Here is a 26571-nt window from a genome sequence, read left to right on the forward strand (position 1 = left end):
GCGGGTATTGTTCCCTGAAATTTAGCGGATCCCCGGAGGATATCCAGTGAGGGCTTTCCTTTACGGCCTGATCACCTGTTACCTGCTTGCGCTGGTCCCGAGTCCCGTACTTGCGGACCCGCCGCAGCCTTCTCCCGCACCGGTTCTCGGTGAGGCCGACCTGCAATGGTTGCAGCAGCAGGAACGGTTTGTAGTCGGCGTGCGCAGCGGTCAGGTTCCTCTGGTTTTCGACACCGGGAATGGCGTTCTCGCCGGCACCTACATCGACTACCTGGCTCGGTTATCGGACAAACTGGGTGTGCCGGTGGATCCCGTGATTCTCGACGACCAGACCGGTGAGCCGGTTGAAGCTGGCAGCCCCCGCCCGGATGCCATCCTGACCACCTATGCGCCGGGAACCCGCGTTCCGGACGGCCAACGTTTTACCAAGCCGCTGATGAGCCTGACCTACGGCCTGTTTGTAAACGCCGGGGATGCCGGTATCCAGTCCCTGTCGGACCTGGAAGGTGGCCAGATCGCGATCCTTGCCAACGATCCCAACCAGTACACCATGCTGGATCCGGTGGATGAATTCCACCCGGTACCGGTCACCGGCGTTGGCGAAGCGGTCAGCAGTGTCCTTTCCGGTCGGGCCCAGGCCTTTGTGGGACCGGTGCCGGTGGTGTCCGATTACCTGCAGTCGGCGATGATCAACGGCATCGGACTTGCCCGTTTACTGGACGACAAACCGGTCGACGTGGTGCTCCAGGTGCCTGGCAAGAAACGCCAGTTGCTCCGGGTGCTCGACAGTGCCGTGGCGGCGATCAGTCATACGGAACACCGCGTGATTCGTCAGTCCTGGCTGCAAACCGATGTCCGGTCTCTGGAAACCAACGGTGTGGAGTTGTCTGCGTCGGATATCGATTGGCTGAAGCGACATTCGAATCTCCGGGTGGCTTTCCGCTCCGACTGGCCACCTTTCGAATTCGATCAGGACAGCCGACCCACAGGTCTTGTGCCGGATCTGATCAGCCACCTCGAAACCCAGCTCAATGTCCGGTTCAACCGGGCTACCATTGATAGTCGTGCCGAAGCCGAACACCAACTTGAGGATGGCGAACTGGATATCCTGCCGGGGTTGTCCAAGACCCCGCGAACCGAAAGCCGGTTCCTGTTTACCCGCCCGTATCTGAGTGTCCCGATTGTCCTGGCCATCCGGGACGACGGCCGGTTTATCGGTGACCTGCGTGAATTGCGGGATGAAAAGGTCGGGGTGGTGAATGGCCATGCGGCCCACGATTACCTGCTCATCAATCACCCCAACCTCAATCTGTATCCGGTGGATAACGTGGAGGACGGCCTGTTGGCGCTGTCCAATGGTGATCTGGATGTGATGGTCACCCACATTCCGGCGGTCAGCTACACGGTAGCCCGCCTGGGGCTCTCCAACCTGAGGATTACCAGCATCACGCCCTACCAGTACGACCTGCGACTGGCGGTGCGCAAAAGCAATCCTGAGCTGCTGCGAATCCTAAACAAGGCCCTGGCCAGTCTGGACAGCGCAGAAACCGAAGCCATCTACAATCGCTGGATTCACCTCGACATTGAACAGGAGACCGATTACACCGTGGTCCGGCGGGTGGTACTGATCGCGATCGTTGTGGTGCTGATTTTCCTGTACTGGAACCGGAAGTTGTCCCGGGAGGTGGATGAACGGATCCGTTCCGAGAATGCCCTGCGCCGGAGTGAGGACGAATTACGGGCGGCCAAGCTGGAGGCGGAACGCCTGGCCCGAGAGGCCGAGGCCGCCAGCCGTTCAAAAAGTGAGTTCCTGGCCAACATGTCGCACGAAATCCGGACCCCCATGAACGCGGTGATTGGTTACAGTGATCTGCTGAGCAACTCGGTTACGGACCCGCAGCAGCGCAATTATCTGGATGCGATCCGCGCCGGTAGTCGTAGCCTGCTGATGCTGATCAACGACATCCTGGATCTGTCCCGGATTGAAGCCGGGAAGATGCGACTGGACTATTCGGCGGTCTCGGTCCGGCGGCTGCTCGGGGATGTCCGCCATATCTTTGACCTGCGCGCCAGAGAGCAGGGGATTACCCTGGAAGTCAGTGTCGATTCCGGGATGCCAGCCGCGATGATGCTGGATGAAACCCGCTTGCGTCAGGTGCTGTTCAATCTGGTTGGCAATGCCATCAAGTTCACCCATGACGGTGGTGTTACCGTACGTGCCACCGCAACGCCGCTGAATCCGGAGGAGACCTCCGCCGAGCGCCAGTATTGCCGACTGACCGTCACGGTTCAGGACTCCGGGATCGGCATTGCCCCCGACCAGCAGGACCGGATCTTCGATGCGTTCGAACAGCAGGAAGGGCAGAATACCCGTCGTTATGGCGGAACGGGCCTGGGGCTGGCGATCAGTCGCAAACTCGCCCGAATGATGGGGGGAGAGCTGTCCGTTGAGAGTGAGGAAGGTGTCGGTTCGGTGTTTACGGTGATTCTGCCCGAGGTGGAAGTCGCGGTGGAGCTGGCCGGTGACGAGGATGGCGAGCCCAAGGAAGAGGAGCGGCTACTGGCCCAGACTCTGAGCATGCAGGAACGGGGCTGGTTGAGGGAGCAGCTGGCCCGGGACTTCGGCGATGAGTGGCAGACGGTGCGGGAGAGCGGTGATCCGGAGCAGATGAAGGATTTTGCCCGTCGGCTGATTGCCTGGGGGCAGAGGCATCGTTCGCCCTCGGTCACGCGCTATGCGGAGAAGCTGCTGGCGGATGTGGACGCGTTCAATCTTGATGCCGTGAACGCCGCCCTGGAATCGTTTCCGAAATTGCTGGGCCGCAAAACCTGATTGGGGATCTAGAGACAGTCGAACTGGGACCGACGGTCAAAGGCGATGGAGACCATGTCGTAGCCGGATTCGGACAGGTGGCGGATAAGCTCACGGTCCTTGAGCAGCGTCATACAGGCCTTGTGGACGTTGGCCTGCAACTGCTCGGTCGGAGGTTCGCCGGCGGCGAAGCGGAAGTCGACGATCAGATATTTCCGATCAATGGACGCAGAGACGGGGATGTCCTGGCGTTCGACGCTTTCGTAGCCAATGTAGGTGATCTTGTTTTGAGGAAATACCTGGCTCATCAGGACATCGATGTTCTCCGCATGACTGGCGGAGGCCCAGAGCAACAGCGTGGCCGCGACGGTACGAGTAACGTGTTGGAGGGTCATATACCGGCTCCCTGGCAGGTTTCCAAATCTATGTAACAGAGTGTAACGCTACGTTACTGGAGATTATCGCAGAGAGTGTCGCATTTTGCGCGACGTGTTGCAGGAATTTTTCAATTGTTTGCACTCCGGATACAGTTCCGGGCAACGCCGGCGGGCGAGCGATCAACTATTATTATCAGACAGGAAGGGATGGGGAGAGAGTCATGTTCCAGCTGGTTTTCAAAGGTGAATGTGTCCCGGGGACCGACGAACAGACGGCCCGCAATAACGCCCGGGCACTGTTCAAGGCGACGGTTGACCAGGTTGAGCGTATGTTCAGCGGCAGCCCGGTGGTCATCCGGAACAAACTCGAGGAGGCCCAGGCGGAAAAATACCAGGCGGTTCTGAAAAAGCACGGCATGGTGGCCTATGTCCAGCCAATGGCGGGCAGCCAGGCGTCGCAGAAATCGGCCGCGGGTCCCGCGCAACCGGCATCGCCCCCTTCAGAGCCGGCCTCTGCTGCACCAGCGCCCGAGCGTCCGGCTGCTCAGCCTGCCAGCGCGTCCGGCCAGGCGGTTGAGGTGGAGCCCGGGGACCGGCTTCCGGTGGCCGGTGAGAAAGTCGACGATATCCTGTCGCAGTCCGGTCTGAAACTGGATCCGGCGGGCGTTACCCTGGTGGAGCACGAAGAGGTCGAGCCGCCGATGTTTGACCACATCGATGACTGGAGCCTTGCGCCGGCTGGTTCGGACCTGGGGGTTGACCGGGACCTGCCGCCGCCGATGGTTCCGGATGTATCGCATCTGTCCCTGGTGGATGACGACGATCAGGACAAGCGCTAAGCGAAAGGTCAACGTCATGCGGGCACTGTCAGTGCTGATCCTCGTGGTCCTTTGTGGGGCCTATCCTGCTTGTCTGCTGGCGGCGGAACACGAGCGGCCCCGGGTTGGACTGGTCCTTAGCGGCGGTGGTGCCAAGGGGATGGCTCACGTGGGCGTCCTCCGGGTGCTGGAAGAGATGCACATTCCTGTCGACGTGGTGGTTGGAACCAGTGCGGGTTCAGCGGTTGGGGCCCTTTACGCATCGGGCATGTCGGTAGCCGAGATCGAACAGCGCTTCATCGATATGGATTGGCTGTCCAGTTTTCGGGACGATCCGGGCCGTCTATACAAACCCATTCGTCGCAAGGAGGATGAGTGGCGCTTTCCGGTCACGCCGGGCCTGGGTCTGCGTCTGGATGGCTTTCATGTGGGAGGCGGGATTGTTGCCGGGCAGAACCTGGGCTTCATTCTCAACGAACTGACCCGAAGCGCCTCACTGGTCGAGGATTTTGATCAACTGCCCATTCCCTTCCGGGCCGTAGCAACAGACCTGGCGACAGGTAATCAGGTAGTGCTTGGCAGCGGCGATCTCGCGGAAGCCATTCGTGCGAGCATGAGTATCCCGGGCGTCTACAGTCCGGTAGAGCGCGACGGCCGGCTGTTGGTGGACGGGGGCGTGGCCAATAACCTGCCCATCAGCGTGGCCCGTCAGATGGGCGCGGATGTGATCATTGCGGTCGATATCACCGATCCGCTCAAAGACACCGACGAGCTCAGGGAAGCCTTTTCGGTGGTCGGGCAACTGACCACATTGCTGACCCGGCGCAACACTGACCAACAGCTGAATCTTCTGAATGACAACGACGTCCACATCCAGCCCGACCTGAAGGGTCACACGTCGGCGGATTTCTATCAGGCCCCGGTGCTTTTCGAGCTGGGCGCGTCAGCGACCCGGGAGCATGCCGTTGAGCTTGAGCCACTGTCTGTTTCAGCCACTGACTGGACCGCCTACAAGGCCCGCCTGGCTTCGCGGAATTTTGGCGCCTCCGGTCCGATTGACCGAATCGATGTCGAGAGTTCCAGGACCCTGGCGCGGGATTTTATCCGCGAACGTATCCGTCAGGAAACGGGCGAGCCGCTGGACATTCCCCGGCTGGAAGAGGATCTCAAGCGCATCTATGGGCTGGGGTACTACGAGACGGTGTCCTATTCCCTGTCTCCGTCTTCCTCCGGCACCGTCCTGAAAGTGCAGCCCAAGGAAAAATCCTGGGGGCCGAACTACCTCTCTTTCGGGCTGAACTACGAGGATAATTTTGACGGAGAAACCCATTTCAATCTGGCCACCTCATTACGAGCGACCGAGCTCAACCGGCTCGGTGGCGAGTGGCAGACCGGCATTCAGCTGGGCACCGAGCCGTGGGTGCGCAGCCAGTGGTACCAGCCGCTGGAATTCGGCTATGACCGCTTTGTGATACTGGGCGGCCAATACTCCCGGAACAGCTATGCCATCTACGGGGATGGTGGCGAACAGGTGGCGGAAGTGGATGTCAGTGCCCGAAGCGCCGACCTGTCGCTGGGCATGGAGCTGGGTGGCGACGCGGAAGTCCGGCTGATCTATAGCCGGGGTTACGCGACGGTGAATCAGCAGATCGGGGCGTCGGTTGCTCCGGACGATGCCATCCACCAGGGCAATGTCCAGCTGAGGTTCGTTCACGATTCCCTGAATGACAGCTCCTACCCCACGGATGGCCGCTTTGCCGGTCTCCGGGCCCGATTTGAGCGAGAGGATTTCGGATCGGACCGGCATTTTGATTCGGCAACTGCGATGCTGCTGGGGGCGGGCGACTGGAAAGGCTTTACAGTGACCGGACTGGTCTTCGCCGAAGACGTGTTTCGTGGCGAGTCGGGTATCGAAAACCAGGTTCGCCTGGGCGGGTTCCGGCGCCTTTCGGCCTATGCTCCGGGCGAAATTACCGGCGCGAGCGCCGCCATGGGCGCGGTCTATGCGAGCCAGCGGTTTGGTGGCCCGATCATGCCCTGGTTTGCCGGTGCCGGCTTTGAGGCCGGTAACGCCTGGTCGTCCCTGAGCGACGCCAGCTGGGCCGGGTCGGTCAAATCCTGGAGTCTGTTTGCCGGCATTGACACCTTTGTCGGTCCGGTCCAGCTGGCCGGCGCCTACAATACCGAAGATAACTGGACGGCCTACCTCAATATCGGGTTTTCCTTCACCCAGCTGTTCTACTGAGCGGGTGCCATTACGCGGGTTTCTGTTCCCGCGTGATGGCCTCAAGAACCTGCTGGCACTGCTGGAGTGCGTAGCGGTGCAGGATGGTCGCGAGATGCTCTTCGTCGCGGTCCCGGATGGCATCAATCGATTCGCGCATGTGAGCCAGATTGTCCTCAAGGACCCGGTTGCCGCCATTCTGGAAGGCGACAAACGCACAGCGGCGGGCAGACGGCCACAGATCCTCGATCGCGGTGACAATGAAATAGTTGTCGGCGTAGGCCAGTGAGGCCTGGGTATACTCGATGCCCAGCTCAAGAAAGGTCATCAGGTCGTTTTTCTCAAAGCACTGCTTCATGCGCTGGTACAGGGATTCGAGGCGATCCATGTCGTCCTGCTGCCAGTTTCGAACCAGCTTCCGGCCCGTATGGGTGAGGTACAGCTCCAGGGTTTCGTAGAGACTGCGGACGAAGAAGTCATCCAGTGGGGTGACGAACGCGCCCTTGCGCGGAATGCTCCGGACAAGGTGTCGTTTTTCCAGCAGCAGGAGTGCTTCGCGGATCGAGCCATGGCTGACATCCATTTCTTGCGCCATTGCCCCCTCGTAGATACGTTCGCCGGACCGGAGTTGTCCGAAAGCAATCCGGTTCTCGAGGTGGCGGGCGACCTGTTCGGTCAGGGTTTCTCGTGGCTTGAAAGCATTCATGATGATATCTACTGCGTGGTTATGATTCTTGAGGGCATATTCGCACAGAGCGGAGTGGCGGGGCCAGTCCGTCGCGCCTCACAGGAGCGGGGCACTGAGCCGAATGGCCCGGCAGGCCAGCCGGAACAGGATCGACCGGTCCCGGTAGTCACTCTCGGTCATGAGCCGGCAGTTCCGCAGGTCGTCCTTGAGCATCTCCTCCACCTCGCCGACAAACCGGCTGTCGGTCATGATGGCCGAAATCTCGAAGTTGAGTCGCATCGAACGGTTGTCCAGGTTCGCGGTTCCGATAGCTGCGTAGCGATCGTCAACGAGAATGACCTTCTGGTGCAGGAAACCGGGCTGGTAGCGGTAGATGCCGATCCCGGCCTGGCAGGCCTGAACGAGGTAGGAGTATGCCGCCAGCTTGACCAGGTGGCTGTCAGGGGTTTCGGGGATCAGGATACGGACGTCGATGCCGCGTAAAGCCGCGAGCTGCAGCGCGTTCATGATCTGGAAATCCGGCACGAAATACGGGGACGCAATCCAGATGCGCGAGCGCGCATTGTTAATGCAGTTCAGGAAAAACAGGGTGCAGGTTTCCCAGGCATCCGCAGGCCCGGTGGGCAGGATCAGGACATCTTCCTCGCCCGCCGACCGTTCTCCGGTACTCCAGTCCAGGGCTGGAAGCTCATCGCTGGCCCAGTTCCAGTCCTCCAGCCAGGCCAGTTGAAGGCCGGCCACGGCGGGGCCCTCAATCCGGCAGTGGGTGTCCCGGAGTGGGGCCTGCTGCAGGGCAGTGCCCAGATACTCATCGCCCAGGTTAATACCACCAACGAAGCCAACGCGGCCGTCGCAGACCAGCAGTTTTCGATGATTCCGGAAGTTGATCTGGAAACGGCGCCGCCGGATATTGCCATCACCGAAGGACGCGACCCGGGCGCCGGCATCGGACAGTTCCCGAAGGTACTTGCGCGGCAGCCACACGCTGCCAATATCGTCGTACAGGAACCACACTTCGACGCCCTGCGCCAGTTTGCGTTCCAGGATGGATTTGATGCGCTGTCCGACCCGGTCGGACCGGACGATATAGAATTCCAGGAGGATGTAGCGGGTGGCGTCTTCCATGGCCTCGAAAAGCGCCTCGAAGGTGGCCTCTCCGTCTCGCAACAGCGTGCACCTGTTGCCGCTGGTAAACGGTTGCCGGCCCAGCTTGCACAGGACCTGCAGTTCGTCGTGAAAGCGCTGGTCGCCGGGCGCCGGAATCGACGTGGTTTGTTGCTCGAAGCGGCTCAGCAGGCCAGTCAGCGACTGATCGCCCATGCGCCGGGCCTTGATGTAGCCGCCGAACCGGTAGCGACCAATGAGGAGAAAGAGGGGCACCGTGAGATAGGGCAGTGCCAGCAGGCCAACAATCCAGGCGATTGCCCCCTGGGATGTGCGGTAGGTCAGCAGTATCCGGTAAATACAGGCCAGGGCTCCGAGATAGAGCAGAGCAACGGCGACGGCCACCAGGGAGACATGTTCCATCAGCGTTGTGTCTCTCCATTCATGGGCGATGAGTCGGTGTTCTGATGTTCGGCCCGATACTGCGCAGGCCCGATGCCGGTCCAGCGCTTGAAAGCCCGGCTGAACGCAGAGAGCTCGGAAAAGCCCAGCAGGAAGGCGATTTCACCAAGGGCGTACTGGTCTGCCGCGACATACCGAAGCGCCTTGTCCTTGCGGACATCCTCCACCAGGTCGTGAAAGCTCAGCCCCTCCTTCTTGAGCTTCCGGTACAGGGTCTGGCGACTCATGTGGCACTGACGGGCCAGGGTATCCGCGTCGATCCGGTCGGTCGCCATCTGCTTTGAGATAAGTCGTCGGATCCGTCGACCGAACGAACGGCGGGTCTGCAATTTTGCCAGTAACACGTTCACCTGTCTCAGTACCGCGGAATAGACGTAGGGGTTGCGATGCGGGATGGGGTGGGCCAGGTGTCTACTATGAAAGGCCAGGCGGGTTGCTTCGTGGTTGAATGACACCGGGCCGCCCAGCAGCTTCTCGTACTCGTCCGCGTAACTGGGCTGACTGTGTGCGATTTCCGCCCATTCCGCCCGGATGCTCCGGTGAATGAAGTGTCGGGTGCGGCACAGGGCTGCCGCCAGGGTCCGATCCATGTCCTGACGGCAGTAATGAGCTGGTGAGTCCGGTTGCCAGGTCAGAATCGCCAGCCCGTCCCGCTGTTCAAGGGTGAGAAACACGGACTCATTCACCAGCCGATGCAGTCGAACATACTGGGTGACGGCCTCGCCGAGGGTGTCGCAGTTGAAGAAGACGTGGCCCACGAGTCCCATCCTTTCCGGGTCTACCACCTGCCCTGCGTGAAGGCCGACCGCAGGATCCCCGGTAAGCTGCTCGGCGTATTCCCAAAGCCGATAATGGGCATCCGCAGGTACCCGCCGGTCCGGGTCCTCCAGTTCCGACAGTGTCAGGCCGGTCAGGTCGGATACCTGCTTCTCCACCAATAGCCCCTGCTGATCCAGGTAGTGGACCAGCGCCAGCGTGCTGGAAGCGGCAACCCCGGGGACGCCGGTTGTGGAGATGGAATCAGCCTGCGCGGAATTCACGTCCTTCCTTCGGAAAATTAACAGCTTGTCATGGTTGCTGATACAAAATGTCAAGTGTATGGGACAGCTTGTCAACGTTCAGCGTCAGATACAACGATAGCATCTGTGGTCAACATTGGAGCAATGAGTGTGACTCTGGAGGTGTTGTATGGAAGCGCAGATTTTTGTGCCGCATGATCGGCAGGAACGTGAAAACGTGATTGCTCTTGCAGAATACCTGAACAGCATTTTCTATTGCTGATCGGGAAGGCGTAACGCCTATGACCCTGAGCCGGGAATTTTCCCGGCTTTGTTGTGCCCGCCAGACGCCGCCCCCTTGCTCGACAGACTGGCGGTGTTAATGTATCGGCTCTGATTTCGACCGTTCAATCCGGAGACCGATTGTCCATGACTGTTGAGCTGAATTATCGAATTAGCGGCGAAGGCGCCCCCCTCATTCTGTTGCACGGGCTGTTTGGCTCGCTGGAAAACCTGGGTGGCATTACCCGCCGCCTGCAGGATGGCTGGCAGATCCATGCACTTGATCAGCGAAACCATGGCAGTTCTCCTCACAGCGACACCATGGACTACCCGTCCATGGCGCAGGATGTTATCGCCTATATGGACGCCAGAGGCCTTGAAAAGGCCAGTCTCCTCGGGCATTCCATGGGTGGCAAGGTGGCGATGCAGGTGGCCCTGACAGCGCCGGAACGGGTGGACCGGTTGATTGTTGCCGACATTGCCCCGGTCTCTTACAAGCCTCGTCACGATGCCATTCTCGAAGGTCTGTCTAAGATGGATCTCAGCGCCGTAAAGTCGCGCCAGGACGCCGATCAGCAGCTGTCGGAATTTGTCGAGATGCCGGCCACCCGACAGTTTCTGCTGAAGAACCTGGAGCGGATACCACAGGACGAACAGGAACCTGGCGGGCCGATGTTCCGGTGGCGGCTGAATCTGCCGGTGATTGACGCCTGTTACGACAATCTGGCCAGGGCGCCTGAGGGAGATGGACCATTCAATGGTCCTGTGTTGTTTCTCAAGGGTGCCGAATCCGCCTACATTCAGGAGAAACACCGGGACACCATCATGCGCCTGTTTCCGGCCGCAGAGCTTCGAATCATTCAGGACACCGGCCACTGGCTGCACGCGGAAAAAGCCGATACCTTCGCGGCATTGTGTCGTCGCTTCCTGGAGAGCGGTGAGGCCTGATCGACCGGCCAGTCCGGGCCGTTTCCATGTAGGCGCTGGCCTCTGGTAAGGTTATGCCAATGTCAGCGAGAGGGTGTTGAGCGGATGACGACAGGCGAGCGCGTGCGATGAAGTGGTTGCTGATCGGGTTGTTGGCAGCATTTCTGCTGCTCGGCAGCTTTTTGCTGACACCGTCGCCCATCGACAGCAAAGCCTGGGAACCCCCGTCTGCGCCACCGATGACCGGTGTGCTTGCGCCGAATGAACGCCTCAGGCTGGCGGATCTGCTGGCCCGCGGGAGGGTCTACGGTCCCGAGGACACGACGGTGGTGCCGGGTGGCCTGCTGTACACCGGCACCCAGGATGGCTTCGTGGTTCGGGTCTTTCCGGACGGACGGGTTGAAAAGTGGGTCGATACCGGTGGTCGCCCCCTCGGCATGGTATTCGATGACCAGGGCAATCTGATCGTCGCCGACGCCTGGAAGGGGCTGCTGTCGATCGCACCAGACAAGACCATCACCGTTTTGGCCACGGAGGAAGGTGGAACGCCATTCCGGTTCACCGATGACGTGGATATCGGGCCGGACGGTACCATTTATTTCACGGACGCCAGTTCAAAGTTCCATCAGCCGGATTATCGCCTGGATCTTCTGGAAATGCGTCCGCACGGACGTTTTCTGCGCTATTCACCCCGCACCGGCAAGGCCGAGCTTTTGCTGGGCAACCTGCATTTTCCCAATGGTGTGGCGGTCTCTCCGGACGGCGATTTCGTGCTGATCAACGAAACCTGGAAATACCGTATTCTCCGTTACTGGCTCCGGGGGCCCCGTGCCGGTCGGGCGGAAGTGTTCGCCGATAACCTGCCCGGTTTTCCCGATAACCTGGCGGTGGATCGGGATGGGCGATTCTGGGTTGCCTTCCCGACCCTGCGCAATGCCCAGGTGGATGCGCTGCACCCGAACCCCTGGCTGAAGGATCTGGTGGCCAAGTTGCCGGACAGCCTGAAGCCCAAGCCTCGGGACTATGGCCTGGTGGTTGCCTTTGACCGCAATGGAAAGATGCTGACCAGTCTGCAGGACACCCGGGGCACTCACCTGAAGGAAATTACCTCGGTCAATCCCCACGACGGGGTTCTATACTTTGGTTCACTTCACAACGACCGTATCGGGCGGCTACCTTTGAAGGCCATTCCCGGCCTCGGAGACCAGCACGAATGAACGTCGATCATGACATACAGTGGGACCTCCCCGATCCTTTCACGCTCGAGATCGTCGTGCGTGAGGAGGATACGGACCGGCTCGGGCATGCCAATAACGTGGTTTACGTCCGGTGGCTCGAGGACATCAGCTGGGCTCACATCGAAAGCCTGGGGATGAGCTGGTCCCTGCATGAGGCCACGGGCAAGGCCATGGCCATCACCCGAACAGAAATCGACTATCTTGCCTCGGCCAACGCCGGTGACCACCTGGTTCTCGGCACCTGGCTGACCGGCTTTGACGGGCGGTTCCGGTCTTCCCGTCAGTTCCAGTTGGTACGTCCATCCGACGGCAAGACCCTGGTGCGGGCGGTCTCTACCCACGCCTGCGTCGACATGAAAAGCCAGCGCCCGGCCCGGGCCCCGCGTGAATTTGCCGAGATACTGTCGTCGGCATCGGTCCGCGGCGGCAAGGGGCTGACGAGAGACTGACCGACAGCTCGCGGGTATTTCTGCTAGTCTGAAAACGTTTGTGTCTTTGCCCTTCTGCTTCAGCACAATTGGAGAATTCAATGGAAAACACCAGTGACAATGCGACTGCCGCTTCCATGCGTCATGTGGTCTATGAGCAGTTCGGTGAGCCGGATGTGCTGCAGGTGGTGAGCAGTCCGGTTCCGAAGCCGGGCGACGGGCAGGTGCTGATTCGCGTGCACGGCGCCGGTCTGAATCCGATCGACTGGAAAACCCGCAAGGGGTTGGGCTTTGCGGCGCGGCAGATCGAAGGGTCGCTGCCCTGGACGCCCGGTTACGATGTGGCGGGTGAAGTCGTCGAGGTCGGATCCGGAGTGACGACGTTTGTTCCCGGGGACCGTGTCATGGGAATGGTGGGTTTTCCCGTAGACGGTGGTGGTTACTCGGAATTCGCCCTGGCGTCTGCGGACGAGTTGGCGATCGTGCCGGAAGAGCTGGACCTGGTGCGGGCTGGCGGCGTGCCTCTGGCAGCATTGACGGCCTGGCAGGGTCTGTTCGAGATGGGTGACCTGGAATCTGGGCAGAAAATCCTTATTCACGCCGGTGCCGGAGGCGTGGGGCATTTTGCGGTGCAGTTCGCCCTGGAACGAGGTGCCCACGTGATTGCGACCGCCTCCGCCCGCAACCGGGATTTCCTGGCGGAGCTGGGCGTTCATGAGGTGATCGACTACCACGAGACGGATTTTGTCGACGAGTGTTATGGGCTCGACATGGTTCTGGATCTGATGGGCGGCGAGATTGGCAAGCGATCCCTGCACACCCTCGGAGAGCAGGGTGTGCTGGTGACCATCCCCACCGTCACCGCCGACGACATCATCAGCGAAGCGGAGCGGATGGGGCTCCGGGCCCACGGGATGACGGTGCGACCGGACGTCTTCCACCTCGAGGAAATCGCCGAACTGATCGAGGATGGGGACGTTCGTGTTCACGTCGATCAGCAATTCGCCCTGGACGATGTCCGGTCCGCGCACGAGACACTCGAGGGTGGACACGTGCGGGGCAAGCTGGTGCTGGACTGCCGCTGAGGGCCTTGGCTCTCAGCGCTTGCCGGCCTTCGGCTCCCCGCCGGTTTCCCCGTCTGCGCCGGTTCGTTCACCCGGGTCCTTTTCCTTTCGTTCTTTCGGTGCCTGGGGCGGTACCAGGCTGATCAGCAGCCAGTCGTCGTCCGGTTTCAGTTCATCCATCCGCTTGACGGGGAAAATCCGTTCCTTGCTGTCGAACACGAAAAGGACCAGGGCCTGGCGCTGGTATTTCTCCAGAAAGTTCTCGTACCGGAAGGTTTCGCTCAGTTGGGTGGTCTTTACCGAATAGCCCTGGCTCACCAGGCTGGCGAGTTTGGCGTAGCTGACCCCATCAAACAGGCCGCGGGTGAGCTGGATCTTCTCGGCGGTCTGGTGACGCGCCTTCTGGTCCTGGTCGCCCTCCGCCAGACTGAACACGCATTTGGTTCCGAACCAGTCCAGGAAGTGGTAGGTCGCCAGAGAGTTCATGTGTTTGTAGGGCGAGACCACCAGCAGGTTGCCAATGCCTGTCAGATCAAGGTGTGTAGCCGCATGCTCGGATACCGGATTGCCGAAGTAGACCTGCAGGTTTTCCATCCGGGCCTGGCGCACGTTCTCCCAGTTGGTATCGGCGAGCACAACCGGAACTTCGTGTTTCTTCAGGGCAGCCGCGATCATGCGGGCCACCTGGTTGGCGCCCAGGATCAGGAAACCATAGTCGGCGGGTTCCGCCACCTTGAGCAGCTGGGCGACCGGGCGGGCCGTGAGGCTTTGCAGCGTGACGGTGGCTATGATCAGTATGAAAACCAGTGGCACGAGTGCCCCGGCGCTCTCATAGCCGAGCTTTTGCAACTGGAAAGAGAACAGTGCCGACACCGCCGCCGCCACGATACCACGGGGGGCAATCCAGCTCAGGAACAGCTTTTCCCTGAGATTCAGCCCGGTTCCGATGGCGGACAGGAAGATGCTCAGCGGACGCGCCACCAGCAGCAGGGCTCCGATCACGATCACCAGGCCCCAGCCCAGATCCGCAATGGCAGAGAACTCCACCCGGGCGGCCAGGATGATGAACAGCGCCGAGATCAGAAGGACGCTGAGCGATTCCTTGAACTCCAGGATGCTCTCGATGGGCACCTGTTTCATGTTGGCCATCCACAGGCCCATGATGGTGACTGTAAGCAGGCCCGATTCATGGGCAATCTCATTGGACAGGGCATAGACGCCGAGCATGAAGGTAAGCGTGCCGGCATTGTGGAGATACTGGGGGATCCAGTGTTTGCGAAGCACCAGGCCATTCAGGTAACCGGCAATCGCACCGATCAGAAAGCCCACCACCAGTGTTTTTCCGAAAATGTACAGGGAATGGCCGAACACGTTGCCCTGTCCCCACGAAACAATCCCTTCAAACACCAGAACGGCGAGCAGCGCGCCCACCGGATCAATGATGATGCCTTCCCAACGCAGAATGTTGGCCAGTTTCGAGGTGGGGCGAACGGACCGGAGCAGTGGCGCCACAACCGTTGGCCCGGTGACAATCGAGATGGCCCCGAACAGCAGGGCCACGGGCCATGACACCGTCAGGATCCATTTGGCGGCGATGGTGCCGATGGCGCAAGTGACCAAAGAGCCCACGGGGACGAGGTTCCGGACCATTTTGCCGTGGCCCCGGATTTCCTCATAGCGGAGCGTCAGGCTCCCCTCGAACAGGATGATGGCAACGGCCAGGGAGATGACCGGGAACAGGAGGTCGCCGAAAACCGCCTCCGGCACCAGGAACCCGAACATGGGGCCAGCGGCAATGCCCCCGGCCAGCAGGAACAGAATGGCGGGCATGCGAACGCGCCAGGCAAGCCACTGACAGAAGAGTGAGAGAACCCCGATGGTGGCGAGGAGCATGACGGTGCTGATGGGCATAGGCATTCAGATCCCTTGAATCATGAAGTGGCACGCCTGGCGATGCGGCTGAGCAGCCGGGAGGCTGCAACGAAGCCGAAACTGGCGGTGACAGGGCTGGCGGCTCCAAAGCCGGATGCGCAATCCAGGCGCACAGGGCCATCACTGGACGGTTTCTGGAGACAGACTTCGCCGTCACCGGCCGGATACGTCAGTTGCTCCAGTGAGTATACGGCTTCAACGCCGAATCGCCGTTTGGGATTGCGCGAGAATCCGTATTCACGACGCAGAAGATTGCGAATCTTCGCCAGTAGTGGATCCTGAGTGGTCTTGCTGAGATCGGCTACCCGGATCTGGGTCGGGTCCATCTGCCCGCCGGCGCCCCCGGCACAGACCACGGGCAGTTTCCGGCGCTGGCAATGAGCGATCAATGCCGCTTTGGCCTTGACGCTGTCGATGGCATCCACCACGCCGGTCATGTCCTCTGTCAGCAGATCTGTGACGTTTTTGGTCGTCAGGAAGCCGAAGTGTGCCCGGATGTCCGCGTGAGGGTTGATCGCTTTCAGTCGTTCGGCCATGGCGTCGGTTTTGGTCCGGCCATACTGGCCTTCAAGGGCATGGAGCTGGCGATTGGTGTTGGATACACAGATATCGTCCATATCGATCAGGGTCAGCGTCCCGATACCGCTGCGAGCCAGCGCTTCGGCCGCCCATGATCCGACGCCTCCAAGGCCGACGATGGCAATGTGGGACTGCCGGAAAGCCTCCAGGGCCCGCCGGCCATACAGGCGTTCTATTCCTCCGAAACGAAAACTGTAATCGTCGGCGTTCATTCGGCCTCCGTTGAAATCCGGCGCATGCCGGAGCGAATCAAGGGGTGCATTGTAACTCAGGCGCCGGGGGGAGATGAAAAGCAGGCCCATAAAAAAAGCCACGCAAATGCGTGGCTTCAAAGAAAGGCCCGGATCGACGGGGAACCGGGCTGGACTAGTTCAGAGACACTAATCAACGTAATCATTATCGTGTCTCGGTCCGGATTCCAGAAGGTCACAAGTTGCCAACTGTCGGTCATTTCCGGCCATGGCCGTCTGAGGTCCTGCCCGAGACGTTTACGCCGCCCAATGATCGTCCGAGAAGGCCATCATGCTGCTCTTTCCGCTCTGGATATCGGTGAGCAGCCACTGGATCTCCGGCAGCAGCTTTTCAAAGTAGAACTGTGCAGACACCTGCTTTGCCTCAAGCAGGGGCGCGTTCTCCTCGCTGTTTTCCAGCTTCTTTCTGGCGACGCCTGCCATCCGGGACCAGAGGTACCCGATGACGGTCAACGCCATCAGCCGCAGGTACGGAGTGGCGGCTGCGCCGGCCTGCTCCGGATCCTTGGGGGCATTGGTTGCCAGCCAGGCGGTCGCCTGCTCCAGACTCTTGATGGCAGACTTGAGCTCCTCGCGGAACGGCGCCTCCGGCTGATCTTTCAGGTAGCCGGTGAGAACTCCGAACAGCGTACGCACCAGTTGTCCGCCTTTGAGGGCGAGTTTACGGCCCACCAGATCCATTGCCTGGATCCCGTTGGTACCCTCGTAGATCCGGGCGATTCGACCATCCCGTACCAGTTGCTCGAGAGGCCAGTCCTGAGTGAAACCGGATCCCCCCAGTACTTGCAGGCCCCAGTTGGCATTGTTGTAGCCTTCGTCTGTCAGGAAAGCCTTGACCACCGGTGTCAGCAGCTGGACCAGGTTGTCGGCCGATTCCCGGATTTCCTCGTCCGGATGGGCAACCGACAGATCAAGCTGATGGCCGGTGAACAGGGCCAGTGCCCGCATGCCTTCGTTCATGACCTTCTGCCGCATCAGCATCCGGCGAACATCCGGGTGAACCAGGATCGGATCGGCCGGACCCTGCGGATTTTTCGGTCCGCTCAGGGAGCGGCTCTGCAGACGTTCACGGGCAAAGCCCAGGCTTTCCTGGTAGGCCATTTCTGCCAGTCCCAGGCCTTGCATACCGACCATGAGACGCGCTTCGTTCATCATCGTGAACATGGCCCGCATCCCGTCGTTGGCTTCGCCGACCAGCCAGCCCCTGGCACCTTCGAAGTTCATGACGCAGGTGGCGGAGCCCTTGATGCCCATCTTGTGTTCGAGACCCCCACAGAAGGCGGCGTTCCGCTCACCGGAATCCGGCAGGAATTTCGGGACCACGAACAGGGAGATGCCCTTGGTGGTGTCGGGTGCCCCGGGCAATTTGGCCAGCACCAGATGCACGATGTTGTCGACCAGGTCGTGTTCGCCCCCGGTAATCCAGATCTTGGTGCCCTCGATGTTGTAGCTGCCATCATCGTTGGGTGTTGCCCGGGTGCGGATCATGCCGAGGTCGGTACCACACTGGGGTTCGGTCAGGCACATGGTGCCGGTCCACTCACCGGAAATCAGTTTTTCGAGGTAGGTCTGTTTCAGCGTCTCGGAACCATGGGCGTGCAGGGCGCTGATCGCGCCATGGGTGAGGCCCGGGTACATGCCCAGTGACAGGTTGGTGGAGCACACCATTTCGTCCACCACGAATTTCAAGGTGTGAGGCAGACCCTGTCCACCGAACTCCAGGGGCGCATCCAGTGCTGTCCAGCCGCCTTCGACGAAAGTGCGATAGGCCTCCTTGAAGGCTTCCGGAGTAGTGACACTCCGTGTTTCCGGGTCGTACTGGCAACCTTCGCGGTCGCCGACCTGGTTGGTTGGCTGGATCACATCCGCAGCGAGTTTCCCGGCCTCATCAATCACAGCACTGATCAAATCGGGTGTGGCATCGGCGTACTTTTCAAGGTGGTGCAGTTTATCCGCGCCCAGTACATCAAACAGTAGAAAACGAAGGTCATTCGCAGGTGCCTGGTAACGCATGAATACTCTCCTCTCGTTATCAACAGTGAGTCCGGTGTTTCCATCGGAGCCAGGACCGCTCCGGGTCGAACCGTTGATTCATACGCGTGTTTGAATTGTTTGGCTCTCCTGAAAACCGGATAAATTGATAGAAAATCCGGATCGCCGCGTAAATCCTGGTCAATGGACCCCGAAGCCGGGGGGAACAGGGTTTGATGCCGGGAGGGATTGATGAAACAGGTGTTGATAGCAGGCGCGAGCGGAGCGATCGGATCAGCGCTGGCGAGCCGGGTTCTGGAACATCATCCGGAGGCACATGTCATCGGCCTGTGCCGGACACCGAAGGCGTTCGAGTCCGGCGATCGCTGCAAATCGCTCTACTGGGATGCCGAGACCGACTCTCATGCCGACATCGCCGAAAAGATGGCCGACGTGGTTGGTGATTCGGGGCTGGATACGGTCATTTATGCCGCGGGTCTTCTGCACGACCATTCGCTGTTTCCGGAAAAACGGCTGGAGGACCTGAACGCTGAGGCAATGGCCCGGGCATTCATGGTCAACTGTATCGGTTTCGGCACCCTGATGAAGGGCCTCATGCCGCATCTCCGGCACAGGCGTTTCAAGCGGATTATTGCCCTGTCAGCGAAGGTCGGGTCAATTGAGGACAATGGGTTTGGCGGTTGGTACGCGTACAGATGCTCAAAGGCTGCTCTCAATATGCTGGTGCGGAACCTGTCGGTGGAGCTCCCGCGACGGTGCAAGCCGGTGAGCTGTATCGCCCTGCATCCGGGCACCACATTGTCACCGCTGAGTGAGCCCTTCCAGCAGACCCTGTCCCGGCTCCGTGTGCACTCGCCGGACGACACCGCAGACAACCTGTGGCGGGTTATCGATGCTTTGACGGAAGAAGATAATGGGTATTTCTACAGTTGGGATGGAAGCCGTTTGCCCTGGTAGAGCGGGTCCGGCCCGCTCCCCGTTGACGGGGCGCCGGGCCGGACCTGGGTTTTGCCAAATTATCGGAGGAACGGGTTCAGGAACCGTGTGAAGGTTCCGGTCAGTTTGACCGGCGCACTGAGTACCGACAGGGTGATGCAGTCCTCACACCCTACCGCAACCGGCTTGTGTTCATCCTGATCGGTCAGGACCACGAAGTCCCACTGGTTGAACACGCCCTTCTGATCGGCAAAGGCGCCCTGCAGTACGATGGTGGTCTCTTCACCCCGATGGGTGTGCGCGGGGGCTTTTCCGCCTGCCGCCAGTTTCTGCAGAACGACCTGTTCCTTCTGGTCCGGAAACTTTTCGGAAATGTCCAGCACGCTGACATCGCCAAGCTGCCGTTTCCAGGGCAGGCTGTTGAGGTCTTCGCCCAGGAGCTTCTGGAGAACGCCTACCTTTGGCAAGGACGGTGTGACAGGTTCGGACGCCGGCTCGGTGCTGATGCGCGCCAGGATGTCGTCAAACATGCTCTCCGATACGCTCACCTTGGGCTGCTCTTCCATCATGACAGCCCCGAGGCTGTCCAGTGTGTCAACACGACTCCGGCAATGCGGACACTTGTCCAGATGGAGCCGGATGCACAGGGCATGTGGCTCGCTCAGGTTGCCTGCGCTGTATTCCATCAGGCTCAGGCTGTCGGGATGGTGCCGTGTCATACGTTCTGGTCCTGCAAAATCACTTTCAGTTTGTTCAAGGCCAGGCGAACCCGGCTCTTCACCGTGCCAAGCGGAATGTCGAGTTCGTCGGCGACCATCTGGTGCGACTTGTTCTCCATATAGACCTTGGCAATCACGGTGATCTGTTCTTCCGGCAGGTGCTTCAGGGAGTCCCGGATCCGGCGCTCTGACATCAGACGGTGCAGAGAGGTTACCGGTTCATTCTCATTCTCGCCTGGTATCTGCCAGAGGTCTTCGGTTTCTACCTGCATCTCTGCACTGGTCCGCTGCATTTTACGGAGCATGTCGATCCGCTGGTTCCGGGCAATCGTGAAAATCCAGGTCGAGGCAGCCGCCTTCCGCCAATCGTAGAGGCAGGAGCGCCGCCAGATTGACACGAATACTTCCTGGACCAGCTCTTCCGCATGGCTGGCGAGCCCGTTGGCCATCGCGTAGTACTTGATCTGTGGGCCAAAGTGCTCGAAGAGCGCGTGGTAAGCCTCGCGATCCTGATGTTTGCCCACTTTGTCCAGCAGCTGGCTCCACGGGTCCTTGCGACCCTCCGCCTTTGCTGGCTTCTGTTCCAGTGTGGTCACTGGACGCTCCTTGACAGTCGCATGAGTTGAGCTGGTTCTGATCATCATTCTATGCACTCGCCACCGGTTTGTCAGTCTATTGATCTACGGGGGCGGAGGATGGCTGGATCATCGACACTGAAAATTTTCCACCGGATCGGGGCTTGGCAAGAGCGTCGGTGATGGCGCGTCGGGTGGGTGATTGTGTGGTGCGGCGGCCCGGGATAATCTTGAAGGCTGAAAGAGTCCCTTTGTTCCGAGCGTCCCCTATGAACGCACCTGGCATCACCGGAAACCTGCCCATTATCCGTGCCCACTACGCGGATATCCTGTGCCAGCTGGCTGAGGAGCTGGGAGTGGATCGTCGGCGATTGCTGGCGGAGTCCGGTATCCGTCCGGCGCTGTTGGGACATCCGGACAACTTCATTACGCTGGACCAGTTCACGAACCTCTGCCGGGCAGCGCTGTCCCGAACCGGCGATGCCGCACTGGGACTGGCATTTGGCCTGCGCCTGAAGTTCACCACCCATGGTTCCCTGGCGCAGGCCGCGATCAGCTGCGATACCCTGGCCGAGGCGCTTCAGGTACTGATCAAGTATTTCCGCACCCGCTTTGTGTATATGGAACTGACCTTCATTGAAGAGGGTAACGAGGCGGTCCTGCAGCTGGATCCGGGGCACGACGTCGAGGACCTTTACCGATTCAACGTCGACGTGGTGATGGCCTCGCTTATGGATGTCAATCAACTGCTGTTCGGCAACAGGTTGATCTCGACCGGCTGGTGCAAGGTGAATTACCCTCCGCCGTCAGATCTGGAGCCGTATCGCCGTCTGTTCGGTGACCAGATCGAATTCTCCGCGGGCGCCAACCAGTTGCGCTTCGACCGACGGCTGCTGTCGCTGCCCATGTCGCTCTCTAATCCGGTCACCCGTCGTGTTGCCGAGGCCCAGTGCGAAGAGGAGATGCGTTCCATAGAGGCTGCAACCACCATTGCGGCGCGGGTTACCCGTATCCTTGAGTCGGTTCGGGATGGCCGCTTGCCCGGGCTCGAGGCGGTGGCCGAACAACTGTCGCTGTCGACGAGGACACTTCGTCGTCAGCTTGCGTCAGAGGGTGTCCGTTTTCAGGATCTGCAGGACGATCTCAGGCACCGTCGTGCCCTGGAATTGCTTCGTCGTCGGGAACTGACGATTGATGAGGTCGCCGAAGCTGTTGGCTACAGCGACCCCTCGAATTTCGGGCGGGCCTTCCGGAAATGGGAAGGGGTGTCGCCCAGCACCTGGCGAAACCGGCGGCCTGATGAGGAGCGTCACTCCTCCAGGTAGGTATACCCCTCCAGGCCTGCTGCAAGTTCTTCCAGCAGTCTGTTCTGCTCGGTCTTATCCAGCGCGCTGGATGAGAATTTGCGGCGATAGGCCGCAAGCAGTTGTTCCGGCTCGAAGTTCACATAGCGCAGTACCTTGGCGACGGTATCTCCGGTAATGGGGGCGCCGATGTGGTAGCCGCCTTTTCCGTCCAGACGTACATCCACCGAATGCGTGTCCCCGAACAGGTTGTGCATGTCGCCAAGGATCTCCTGGTAGGCGCCGGTCATGAAAAAGCCCATGACCAGCGGGCCATCGGCCGTTTCCTCGGGGAGCGGCAGGGTCGTCTCGATGCCCTGTCCATCCACGTACTGGTCGATACGGCCGTCGGAGTCGCAGGTGATGTCCTGGATCACGGCCCGCCGGTTCAGCGGGCGGGCCAGACCGCTGATCGGCATCACCGGAAAGATCTGGTCAATGCCCCAGACATCGGGCAATGACTGGAACAGCGAAAAGTTCACGAACAGTTTGTCCGCGAGTTTTTCGTTGAGCTCGTCAATGATTTCCCGGTGCGCCCGATTGGCGCTGTCTAGCCGGCCTCTCAGCAGGCGGCAACAGCGCGCATAGAGCGTTTCCGCCTGGGCCCGCTCCGGCAGTGACAGCACGCCGTGGGCAAACTGACCGTGTACATCCGCCATGGCGTGCAGGACATCGTGATAGATTTCCGCCAGCGACCGTGGTGAATCCTCGTCTTCGAGGCTCTCCAGATCCCGCCAGAGGTCGTGTAAAGGTGCCGCATCGTTCTCTGATGGTTTGACCGGATCCCGGTTTTCCGGTCGTTCCCGGTCAATCACATCGGTGACCAGGACGGAGTGGTGGGCAGTCAGTGCCCGACCGGATTCGCTGATGAGATCGGGGTGGGGGATGCCCAGCCGATCGCACTCGGCTTGCAGGACGTGTACCACGTTATACGCGTACTCGGAGACGCTGTAGTTCATTGAACAACTGCTCCGTGAACGGGTTCCTTCGTAATCCACCCCCAGACCGCCACCGATATCGACGGTGCCGACCGGGGCGCCGAGGCGATGCAGTTCCGCGTAGAAGCGTGCGCACTCCTTGAGCCCGGTCTGGATGTCACGGATATTGGCAATCTGCGAACCCAGGTGAAAATGCAGCAGTTGCAGGGCATCCAGTGCGTTCGCCGCCCGGAGGGTTTCCACCACGTCCAGCACCTGGCTCGCGGACAGACCGAACTTCGATTTCTCGCCGCCGGTGTTCTGCCAGTTGCCTTTGCCGATGGTGGCCAGCCTCGCCCGGACACCGATCAGGGGGGCAACTCCGAGTTCCCGGGCCTGATCCAGAATGAGCGGCAACTCCGACTGCTTCTCCACCACAATGTAGACGTGGTGCCCCAGCTTCTGGCCGATCAGCGCCAGCCGGATATATTCCCGATCCTTGTAACCGTTGCAGACGATAACGGACCCGCTCTGGCGGGCCATGGCCAGTACCGCCATGAGCTCCGGCTTGCTGCCGGCTTCGAGACCTACCTGGCCCGCAGAGCCCGCCGGTTCCGTAGCCAGGAGTTCTTCGACCACCCGGCGTTGCTGGTTCACCTTGATGGGATAGACCGCGGTGTATCGGCCGCGGTAGCCCTGCTCATCCGCCACCCGGTTAAAGGCATTGCACAACCGGTTGACGCGATCGTGGAGGATGTCGGTGAACCGGATCAGGACCGGGAGCTGGACGCCGGAGGCGACCAGCGTGCGGGTGAGTTCCGGCAGGTTGATGGTGGAGTCCGAGTGGCCGCGATCCGGTCGGATCAGGACGTCGCCCTGTCCATCGACATCAATGTAGCCATCGCTCCAGTGAGCAATGTTGTAAACCTTGTGGGCGGGGGTGCCGCTGGCTTTGCTCATACTTGCTATCCTGTCAGGGAACCGGGTCGGCGCGGGTGCCGGAATCTGGGCGTCATTGTAGGAGGAACCTCGATGCTCTGAAAGCCGGGGATGTGGAAAATACGTGCGCATGCGCCGGCATAAATGCTTGGGTTGTCGGAAAGTCTGACTCTACAATACGCCGCTTTGACGCGGTCCACGATGCACAACGGGAGACATTAGATGACAGCACTGAACGAAGGGTGGTTTACCGAGGTATTCCAGGACCAGGGCACGGCGTTTTCGCTGCAGGTCAAAAAGAAGCTGCACGAGGAACAGACAGCGTTCCAGAAGCTGGAAATCTACGAAACGGAAACGTTCGGCAATCTGATGGTTCTCGACGGCTGCGTCATGCTCACCACCAGGGACAACTTTCTCTACCACGAGATGATGACCCATCCGGCGCTGTTTACCCACCGGGATCCGAAGAAGGTGGTGATCATCGGTGGCGGTGATTGCGGCACCCTCAAGGAAGTCCTCAAACATCCGGGAGTGGAGGAAGCCTGGCAGGTCGAAATCGATGAGCGGGTCACCCGCATGTCGGAGAAATACTTTCCAGAGCTGTGCGAAGCCAATGACGATCCCCGGGCCAATTTCTTTTTTGGCGATGGTATCCAGTGGATGCGGGATATCGAACCCGGCAGTGTCGATCTGATCATTATTGACAGTACCGATCCGGTCGGGCCGGCCGAGGGCCTGTTTGCCCTGGATTTCTATCGTGATGCCATGCTGGCGTTGCGGGAAGGGGGCATCATTGTGCAACAAAGTGAGTCTCCGCTGCTGCATACGGGGACCATCATCAAATCCATCCATGAAGATATGCGCAAGGCGGGCTTTGGTCACGTCCAGACGTTGCCGTTTCCTCAGCCTGTGTATCCGACGGGCTGGTGGAGTTGCACGATGGCCAGCAAAGACAATCCGCTGCGTTACTTCCGCGAAGAGGATGCCACCAACCGTCCTTTCGTCACCCGCTACTACAACCCCGGCGTGCATCAGGGGGCGCTGGCGATGCCCCAGTTCATGGTGGACGAACTTGAGGATTACGTGGTCCCCGGCGAGGGCTGACGACAAACCGAAATAAAAGAGGGGTGCCCGCAGGCACCCCTCTTTGGTTTCTACCGTGTGGTCAACGACTACGGCTTGCCGCTGACAAACTCCGGATAGGCTTCCATACCACACTCGGACAGATCCACACCTTCGTACTCTTCCTCTTCGGTCACCCGCAGACCCATGACCGCCTTCAGGATACCCCAGACGATCAGGCTTGCTACGAAGACCCAGACGAAGATGGTGATGGCGCCGATGATCTGGCCGGAGAAGCTGACATCGCCGTTGGTGACCGGCACCAGCAGCAGACCCAGCAGGCCGCAAACACCGTGCACGGAGATCGCACCGACCGGATCGTCGATCCGCATCTTGTCCATGGCCACGATGCTCAGGACAACCAGCACGCCGCCCAGGGCACCAAAGATGGTGGCCGTCAGCGCGCTCGGTGTGGACGGTTCAGCAGTGATCACCACCAGGCCGGCCAGGGCGCCGTTCAGGAGCATGGTCAGGTCGGCCTTGCCGAACATCAGGCGAGCCGTGATCAGGGCAGCAACCGCACCACCGGCAGCGGCGGTGTTGGTGTTCAGGAAGACCATGGCAACCGAGTTGGCGCTGGCGATATCACCCAGCTTCAGGACGGAACCGCCGTTGAAGCCGAACCAGCCCATCCACAGGATGAAGGTACCCAGAGTCGCGAGCGGCAGGTTGGCACCCGGGAAGGCGCGAATCTCGCCGTTCGGGCCATACTTGCCTTTACGGGCACCCAGCAGGAGGACACCGGCAAGCGCTGCCGCTGCACCGGCCATGTGAACGATACCGGAACCGGCAAAGTCACTGAAGCCGAGGTCGCCGAGGGTGTACATGCCGAATACGGACGCACCGCCCCAGGTCCAGGCACCTTCCATCGGATAGATGAAGCCGGTCATTGCGACTGCGAAGATCAGGAACGCCCAGAGCTTCATACGCTCGGCGACGGCACCGGAGACGATCGACATGGCGGTCGCCACAAACACGACCTGGAAGAAGAAGTCGGACGCACCGGAGTAGATGGAGCCGCCTTCGAAGCCACCGTCACGGCCGGCAAAATCGCCGAGGACACTGGCAACATCAACGTCGGCAATGCCCGCGAGGAACACGTTGCCGCCGTACATGATGGCGTAACCGCACACCAGGTACATGATGCAGGAAATCGCGAAAAGCGCGACGTTCTTGGTCAGGATCTCAGTGGTGTTCTTGGCACGCACCAGGCCGGATTCCAGCATGGCAAAGCCAGCGGCCATCCACATGACTAATGCACCGCACACCAGGAAATAGAAGGTGTCTATAGCATACTGCAGTTGAAATACGTTGCTTTCCATTTGAAGCCCTCCGCACGAGGCTTTTCAGGTTATAAGTTTTGCGTTGGCTGATTCGAAGGTCAGGCCTGAATCAGACCGCTTCCTCACCGGTTTCGCCAGTCCGGATCCGGATGGCCTGTTCCAGTTCGGTCACGAAAATCTTGCCGTCACCGATCTTGCCGGTGTTGGCCGCTTTGGTTATGGACTCGATGACCTGGTCGAGCAGGTTATCGCCGATGGCGATTTCCACTTTGACCTTCGGCAGGAAGTCCACGACGTATTCCGCGCCACGATAAAGTTCGGTATGTCCTTTTTGCCGACCGAAGCCTTTGACTTCAGTGACGGTAACGCCTTGCACGCCAATCTCGGATAGTGCCTCACGGACATCATCCAATTTGAAAGGCTTGATGATCGCTGTCACAAGTTTCATTGCTTTCTCCTTGGTAAAGCCGTCCCAACAGTGAGGGCCCGTCGGCCGATTGTTGAGTTCGGGATGCTGCCACCTCGCACACCAATTGTGCGGATTGCGTACGTAGGCTTTAG

General features: G+C 60.0%; 22 protein-coding genes. 10 read left to right on the forward strand and 12 right to left on the reverse strand.

Features of this window, described 5'->3' with window-relative positions; translation table 11 throughout:
* Window positions 1-46: 46 nt before the first annotated feature.
* The gene (locus tag MSNKSG1_RS17070; protein ID WP_008940551.1) at window positions 47-2833 is read left to right on the forward strand and encodes an ATP-binding protein; all 2787 of its coding nucleotides are present in this window, start codon (window positions 47-49) and stop codon (window positions 2831-2833) included.
* Window positions 2834-2841: 8 nt separating this feature from the next.
* On the opposite strand, the gene MSNKSG1_RS17075 is transcribed toward MSNKSG1_RS17070, so the two are convergent.
* The gene (locus tag MSNKSG1_RS17075; RefSeq protein ID WP_008940552.1) at window positions 2842-3207 is read right to left on the reverse strand and encodes a hypothetical protein; all 366 of its coding nucleotides are present in this window, start codon (window positions 3205-3207) and stop codon (window positions 2842-2844) included.
* 203 nt (window positions 3208-3410) lie between these two features.
* Here MSNKSG1_RS17075 and MSNKSG1_RS17080 point away from each other — a divergent pair, with 203 nt between their 5' ends.
* Together MSNKSG1_RS17080 and MSNKSG1_RS17085 are read left to right on the forward strand one after the other, a co-directional pair.
* Entirely contained in the window at window positions 3411-4028 is a 618-nt protein-coding gene (locus MSNKSG1_RS17080; protein WP_008940553.1) for a hypothetical protein, read from the forward strand.
* A 16-nt stretch (window positions 4029-4044) separates the two neighbouring features.
* Window positions 4045-6252 (forward strand): patatin-like phospholipase family protein, encoded by a 2208-nt coding sequence (locus tag MSNKSG1_RS17085; RefSeq protein ID WP_008940554.1) that lies wholly within the window; start codon window positions 4045-4047, stop codon window positions 6250-6252.
* Between the two features lie 10 nt (window positions 6253-6262).
* Here MSNKSG1_RS17085 and MSNKSG1_RS17090 read toward each other — a convergent pair whose 3' ends face one another.
* From MSNKSG1_RS17090 to MSNKSG1_RS17100, 3 genes are all read right to left on the reverse strand, one after another.
* A complete protein-coding gene (locus MSNKSG1_RS17090) occupies window positions 6263-6937 on the reverse strand; it encodes a GntR family transcriptional regulator (protein ID WP_008940555.1) in 675 nt (224 codons plus the stop codon).
* Between the two features lie 78 nt (window positions 6938-7015).
* Window positions 7016-8446, reverse strand: coding sequence for a cardiolipin synthase (gene cls / locus MSNKSG1_RS17095; RefSeq protein WP_008940556.1), 1431 nt, complete (start codon window positions 8444-8446; stop codon window positions 7016-7018).
* Entirely contained in the window at window positions 8446-9525 is a 1080-nt protein-coding gene (locus MSNKSG1_RS17100) for an AraC family transcriptional regulator (protein WP_008940557.1), read from the reverse strand. Before MSNKSG1_RS17100 ends, cls begins: the two co-directional genes overlap by 1 nt.
* A 387-nt stretch (window positions 9526-9912) precedes the next feature.
* On the opposite strand from MSNKSG1_RS17100, the gene MSNKSG1_RS17105 reads away from it, so the two are divergent.
* From MSNKSG1_RS17105 to MSNKSG1_RS17120, 4 genes are all read left to right on the forward strand, one after another.
* The gene (locus MSNKSG1_RS17105; RefSeq protein WP_008940559.1) at window positions 9913-10713 is read left to right on the forward strand and encodes an alpha/beta fold hydrolase; all 801 of its coding nucleotides are present in this window, start codon (window positions 9913-9915) and stop codon (window positions 10711-10713) included.
* Window positions 10714-10820: 107 nt separating this feature from the next.
* The gene (locus tag MSNKSG1_RS17110) at window positions 10821-11909 is read left to right on the forward strand and encodes an SMP-30/gluconolactonase/LRE family protein (protein ID WP_008940560.1); all 1089 of its coding nucleotides are present in this window, start codon (window positions 10821-10823) and stop codon (window positions 11907-11909) included.
* Complete coding sequence (locus tag MSNKSG1_RS17115) at window positions 11906-12379, forward strand: acyl-CoA thioesterase (protein ID WP_008940561.1); 474 nt, start codon at window positions 11906-11908, stop codon at window positions 12377-12379. Before MSNKSG1_RS17110 ends, MSNKSG1_RS17115 begins: the two co-directional genes overlap by 4 nt.
* 80 nt (window positions 12380-12459) lie before the next feature.
* On the forward strand, window positions 12460-13443 hold the full coding sequence (locus tag MSNKSG1_RS17120; RefSeq protein ID WP_008940562.1) for an NADP-dependent oxidoreductase: 984 nt from the start codon (window positions 12460-12462) through the stop codon (window positions 13441-13443).
* A 12-nt stretch (window positions 13444-13455) separates the two neighbouring features.
* Here the strand turns inward: MSNKSG1_RS17120 and MSNKSG1_RS17125 are convergent, their stop codons facing one another.
* The 3 genes from MSNKSG1_RS17125 to MSNKSG1_RS17135 all read right to left on the reverse strand — a co-directional run bounded on the left by MSNKSG1_RS17125 (window position 13456) and on the right by MSNKSG1_RS17135 (window position 18197).
* Window positions 13456-15333 (reverse strand): cation:proton antiporter, encoded by a 1878-nt coding sequence (locus MSNKSG1_RS17125; RefSeq protein ID WP_008940563.1) that lies wholly within the window; start codon window positions 15331-15333, stop codon window positions 13456-13458.
* Window positions 15334-15353: 20 nt separating this feature from the next.
* The gene (gene tcdA / locus MSNKSG1_RS17130) at window positions 15354-16145 is read right to left on the reverse strand and encodes a tRNA cyclic N6-threonylcarbamoyladenosine(37) synthase TcdA (RefSeq protein WP_201764971.1); all 792 of its coding nucleotides are present in this window, start codon (window positions 16143-16145) and stop codon (window positions 15354-15356) included.
* Window positions 16146-16421: 276 nt separating this feature from the next.
* On the reverse strand, window positions 16422-18197 hold the full coding sequence (locus MSNKSG1_RS17135; RefSeq protein ID WP_008940565.1) for an acyl-CoA dehydrogenase C-terminal domain-containing protein: 1776 nt from the start codon (window positions 18195-18197) through the stop codon (window positions 16422-16424).
* A gap of 210 nt (window positions 18198-18407) precedes the next feature.
* On the opposite strand from MSNKSG1_RS17135, the gene MSNKSG1_RS17140 reads away from it, so the two are divergent.
* The gene (locus tag MSNKSG1_RS17140; RefSeq protein WP_008940566.1) at window positions 18408-19133 is read left to right on the forward strand and encodes an SDR family oxidoreductase; all 726 of its coding nucleotides are present in this window, start codon (window positions 18408-18410) and stop codon (window positions 19131-19133) included.
* Between the two features lie 59 nt (window positions 19134-19192).
* On the opposite strand, the gene MSNKSG1_RS17145 is transcribed toward MSNKSG1_RS17140, so the two are convergent.
* Both MSNKSG1_RS17145 and MSNKSG1_RS17150 read right to left on the reverse strand, forming a co-directional pair.
* Window positions 19193-19831, reverse strand: coding sequence for a ChrR family anti-sigma-E factor (locus MSNKSG1_RS17145; RefSeq protein ID WP_008940567.1), 639 nt, complete (start codon window positions 19829-19831; stop codon window positions 19193-19195).
* Window positions 19828-20427 (reverse strand): sigma-70 family RNA polymerase sigma factor, encoded by a 600-nt coding sequence (locus MSNKSG1_RS17150; protein ID WP_008940568.1) that lies wholly within the window; start codon window positions 20425-20427, stop codon window positions 19828-19830. Before MSNKSG1_RS17150 ends, MSNKSG1_RS17145 begins: the two co-directional genes overlap by 4 nt.
* 248 nt (window positions 20428-20675) lie before the next feature.
* Between MSNKSG1_RS17150 and MSNKSG1_RS17155 the strand changes: the two genes are divergently transcribed.
* Complete coding sequence (locus tag MSNKSG1_RS17155; protein ID WP_008940569.1) at window positions 20676-21731, forward strand: AraC family transcriptional regulator; 1056 nt, start codon at window positions 20676-20678, stop codon at window positions 21729-21731.
* Here MSNKSG1_RS17155 and speA read toward each other — a convergent pair.
* Window positions 21716-23626, reverse strand: coding sequence for a biosynthetic arginine decarboxylase (gene speA / locus MSNKSG1_RS17160; RefSeq protein WP_008940570.1), 1911 nt, complete (start codon window positions 23624-23626; stop codon window positions 21716-21718). The genes MSNKSG1_RS17155 and speA overlap by 16 nt on opposite strands.
* Window positions 23627-23827: 201 nt before the next feature.
* Here speA and speE point away from each other — a divergent pair, with 201 nt between their 5' ends.
* Complete coding sequence (speE, locus tag MSNKSG1_RS17165) at window positions 23828-24709, forward strand: polyamine aminopropyltransferase (RefSeq protein ID WP_008940571.1); 882 nt, start codon at window positions 23828-23830, stop codon at window positions 24707-24709.
* Between the two features lie 68 nt (window positions 24710-24777).
* Here the strand turns inward: speE and MSNKSG1_RS17170 are convergent, their stop codons facing one another.
* Together MSNKSG1_RS17170 and glnK are read right to left on the reverse strand one after the other, a co-directional pair.
* Window positions 24778-26049, reverse strand: a complete 1272-nt coding sequence (locus tag MSNKSG1_RS17170; RefSeq protein ID WP_008940572.1) for an ammonium transporter — start codon at window positions 26047-26049, stop codon at window positions 24778-24780.
* A 70-nt stretch (window positions 26050-26119) separates the two neighbouring features.
* On the reverse strand, window positions 26120-26458 hold the full coding sequence (glnK, locus tag MSNKSG1_RS17175) for a P-II family nitrogen regulator (RefSeq protein WP_008940573.1): 339 nt from the start codon (window positions 26456-26458) through the stop codon (window positions 26120-26122).
* Between the last annotated feature and the right edge of the window lie 113 nt (window positions 26459-26571).

The organism is Marinobacter santoriniensis NKSG1 (genome assembly GCF_000347775.1).
GTDB lineage: Bacteria > Pseudomonadota > Gammaproteobacteria > Pseudomonadales > Oleiphilaceae > Marinobacter > Marinobacter santoriniensis.

What these genes read in the sequence shown, in the direction of transcription:
- MSNKSG1_RS17075 (WP_008940552.1), bottom strand. Translation starts at nt 3,207, where the DNA reads ATGACCCTCCAACACGTTACTCGTACCGTCGCGGCCACGCTGTTGCTC.
- MSNKSG1_RS17080 (WP_008940553.1), top strand. Translation starts at nt 3,411, where the DNA reads ATGTTCCAGCTGGTTTTCAAAGGTGAATGTGTCCCGGGGACCGACGAA.
- MSNKSG1_RS17085 (WP_008940554.1), top strand. Translation starts at nt 4,045, where the DNA reads ATGCGGGCACTGTCAGTGCTGATCCTCGTGGTCCTTTGTGGGGCCTAT.
- MSNKSG1_RS17090 (WP_008940555.1), bottom strand. Translation starts at nt 6,937, where the DNA reads ATGAATGCTTTCAAGCCACGAGAAACCCTGACCGAACAGGTCGCCCGC.
- cls (WP_008940556.1), bottom strand. Translation starts at nt 8,446, where the DNA reads ATGGAACATGTCTCCCTGGTGGCCGTCGCCGTTGCTCTGCTCTATCTC.
- MSNKSG1_RS17105 (WP_008940559.1), top strand. Translation starts at nt 9,913, where the DNA reads ATGACTGTTGAGCTGAATTATCGAATTAGCGGCGAAGGCGCCCCCCTC.
- MSNKSG1_RS17110 (WP_008940560.1), top strand. Translation starts at nt 10,821, where the DNA reads ATGAAGTGGTTGCTGATCGGGTTGTTGGCAGCATTTCTGCTGCTCGGC.
- MSNKSG1_RS17115 (WP_008940561.1), top strand. Translation starts at nt 11,906, where the DNA reads ATGAACGTCGATCATGACATACAGTGGGACCTCCCCGATCCTTTCACG.
- MSNKSG1_RS17120 (WP_008940562.1), top strand. Translation starts at nt 12,460, where the DNA reads ATGGAAAACACCAGTGACAATGCGACTGCCGCTTCCATGCGTCATGTG.
- MSNKSG1_RS17125 (WP_008940563.1), bottom strand. Translation starts at nt 15,333, where the DNA reads ATGCCCATCAGCACCGTCATGCTCCTCGCCACCATCGGGGTTCTCTCA.
- tcdA (WP_201764971.1), bottom strand. Translation starts at nt 16,145, where the DNA reads ATGAACGCCGACGATTACAGTTTTCGTTTCGGAGGAATAGAACGCCTG.
- MSNKSG1_RS17135 (WP_008940565.1), bottom strand. Translation starts at nt 18,197, where the DNA reads ATGCGTTACCAGGCACCTGCGAATGACCTTCGTTTTCTACTGTTTGAT.
- MSNKSG1_RS17140 (WP_008940566.1), top strand. Translation starts at nt 18,408, where the DNA reads ATGAAACAGGTGTTGATAGCAGGCGCGAGCGGAGCGATCGGATCAGCG.
- MSNKSG1_RS17145 (WP_008940567.1), bottom strand. Translation starts at nt 19,831, where the DNA reads ATGACACGGCACCATCCCGACAGCCTGAGCCTGATGGAATACAGCGCA.
- MSNKSG1_RS17155 (WP_008940569.1), top strand. Translation starts at nt 20,676, where the DNA reads ATGAACGCACCTGGCATCACCGGAAACCTGCCCATTATCCGTGCCCAC.
- speA (WP_008940570.1), bottom strand. Translation starts at nt 23,626, where the DNA reads ATGAGCAAAGCCAGCGGCACCCCCGCCCACAAGGTTTACAACATTGCT.
- speE (WP_008940571.1), top strand. Translation starts at nt 23,828, where the DNA reads ATGACAGCACTGAACGAAGGGTGGTTTACCGAGGTATTCCAGGACCAG.
- MSNKSG1_RS17170 (WP_008940572.1), bottom strand. Translation starts at nt 26,049, where the DNA reads ATGGAAAGCAACGTATTTCAACTGCAGTATGCTATAGACACCTTCTAT.
- glnK (WP_008940573.1), bottom strand. Translation starts at nt 26,458, where the DNA reads ATGAAACTTGTGACAGCGATCATCAAGCCTTTCAAATTGGATGATGTC.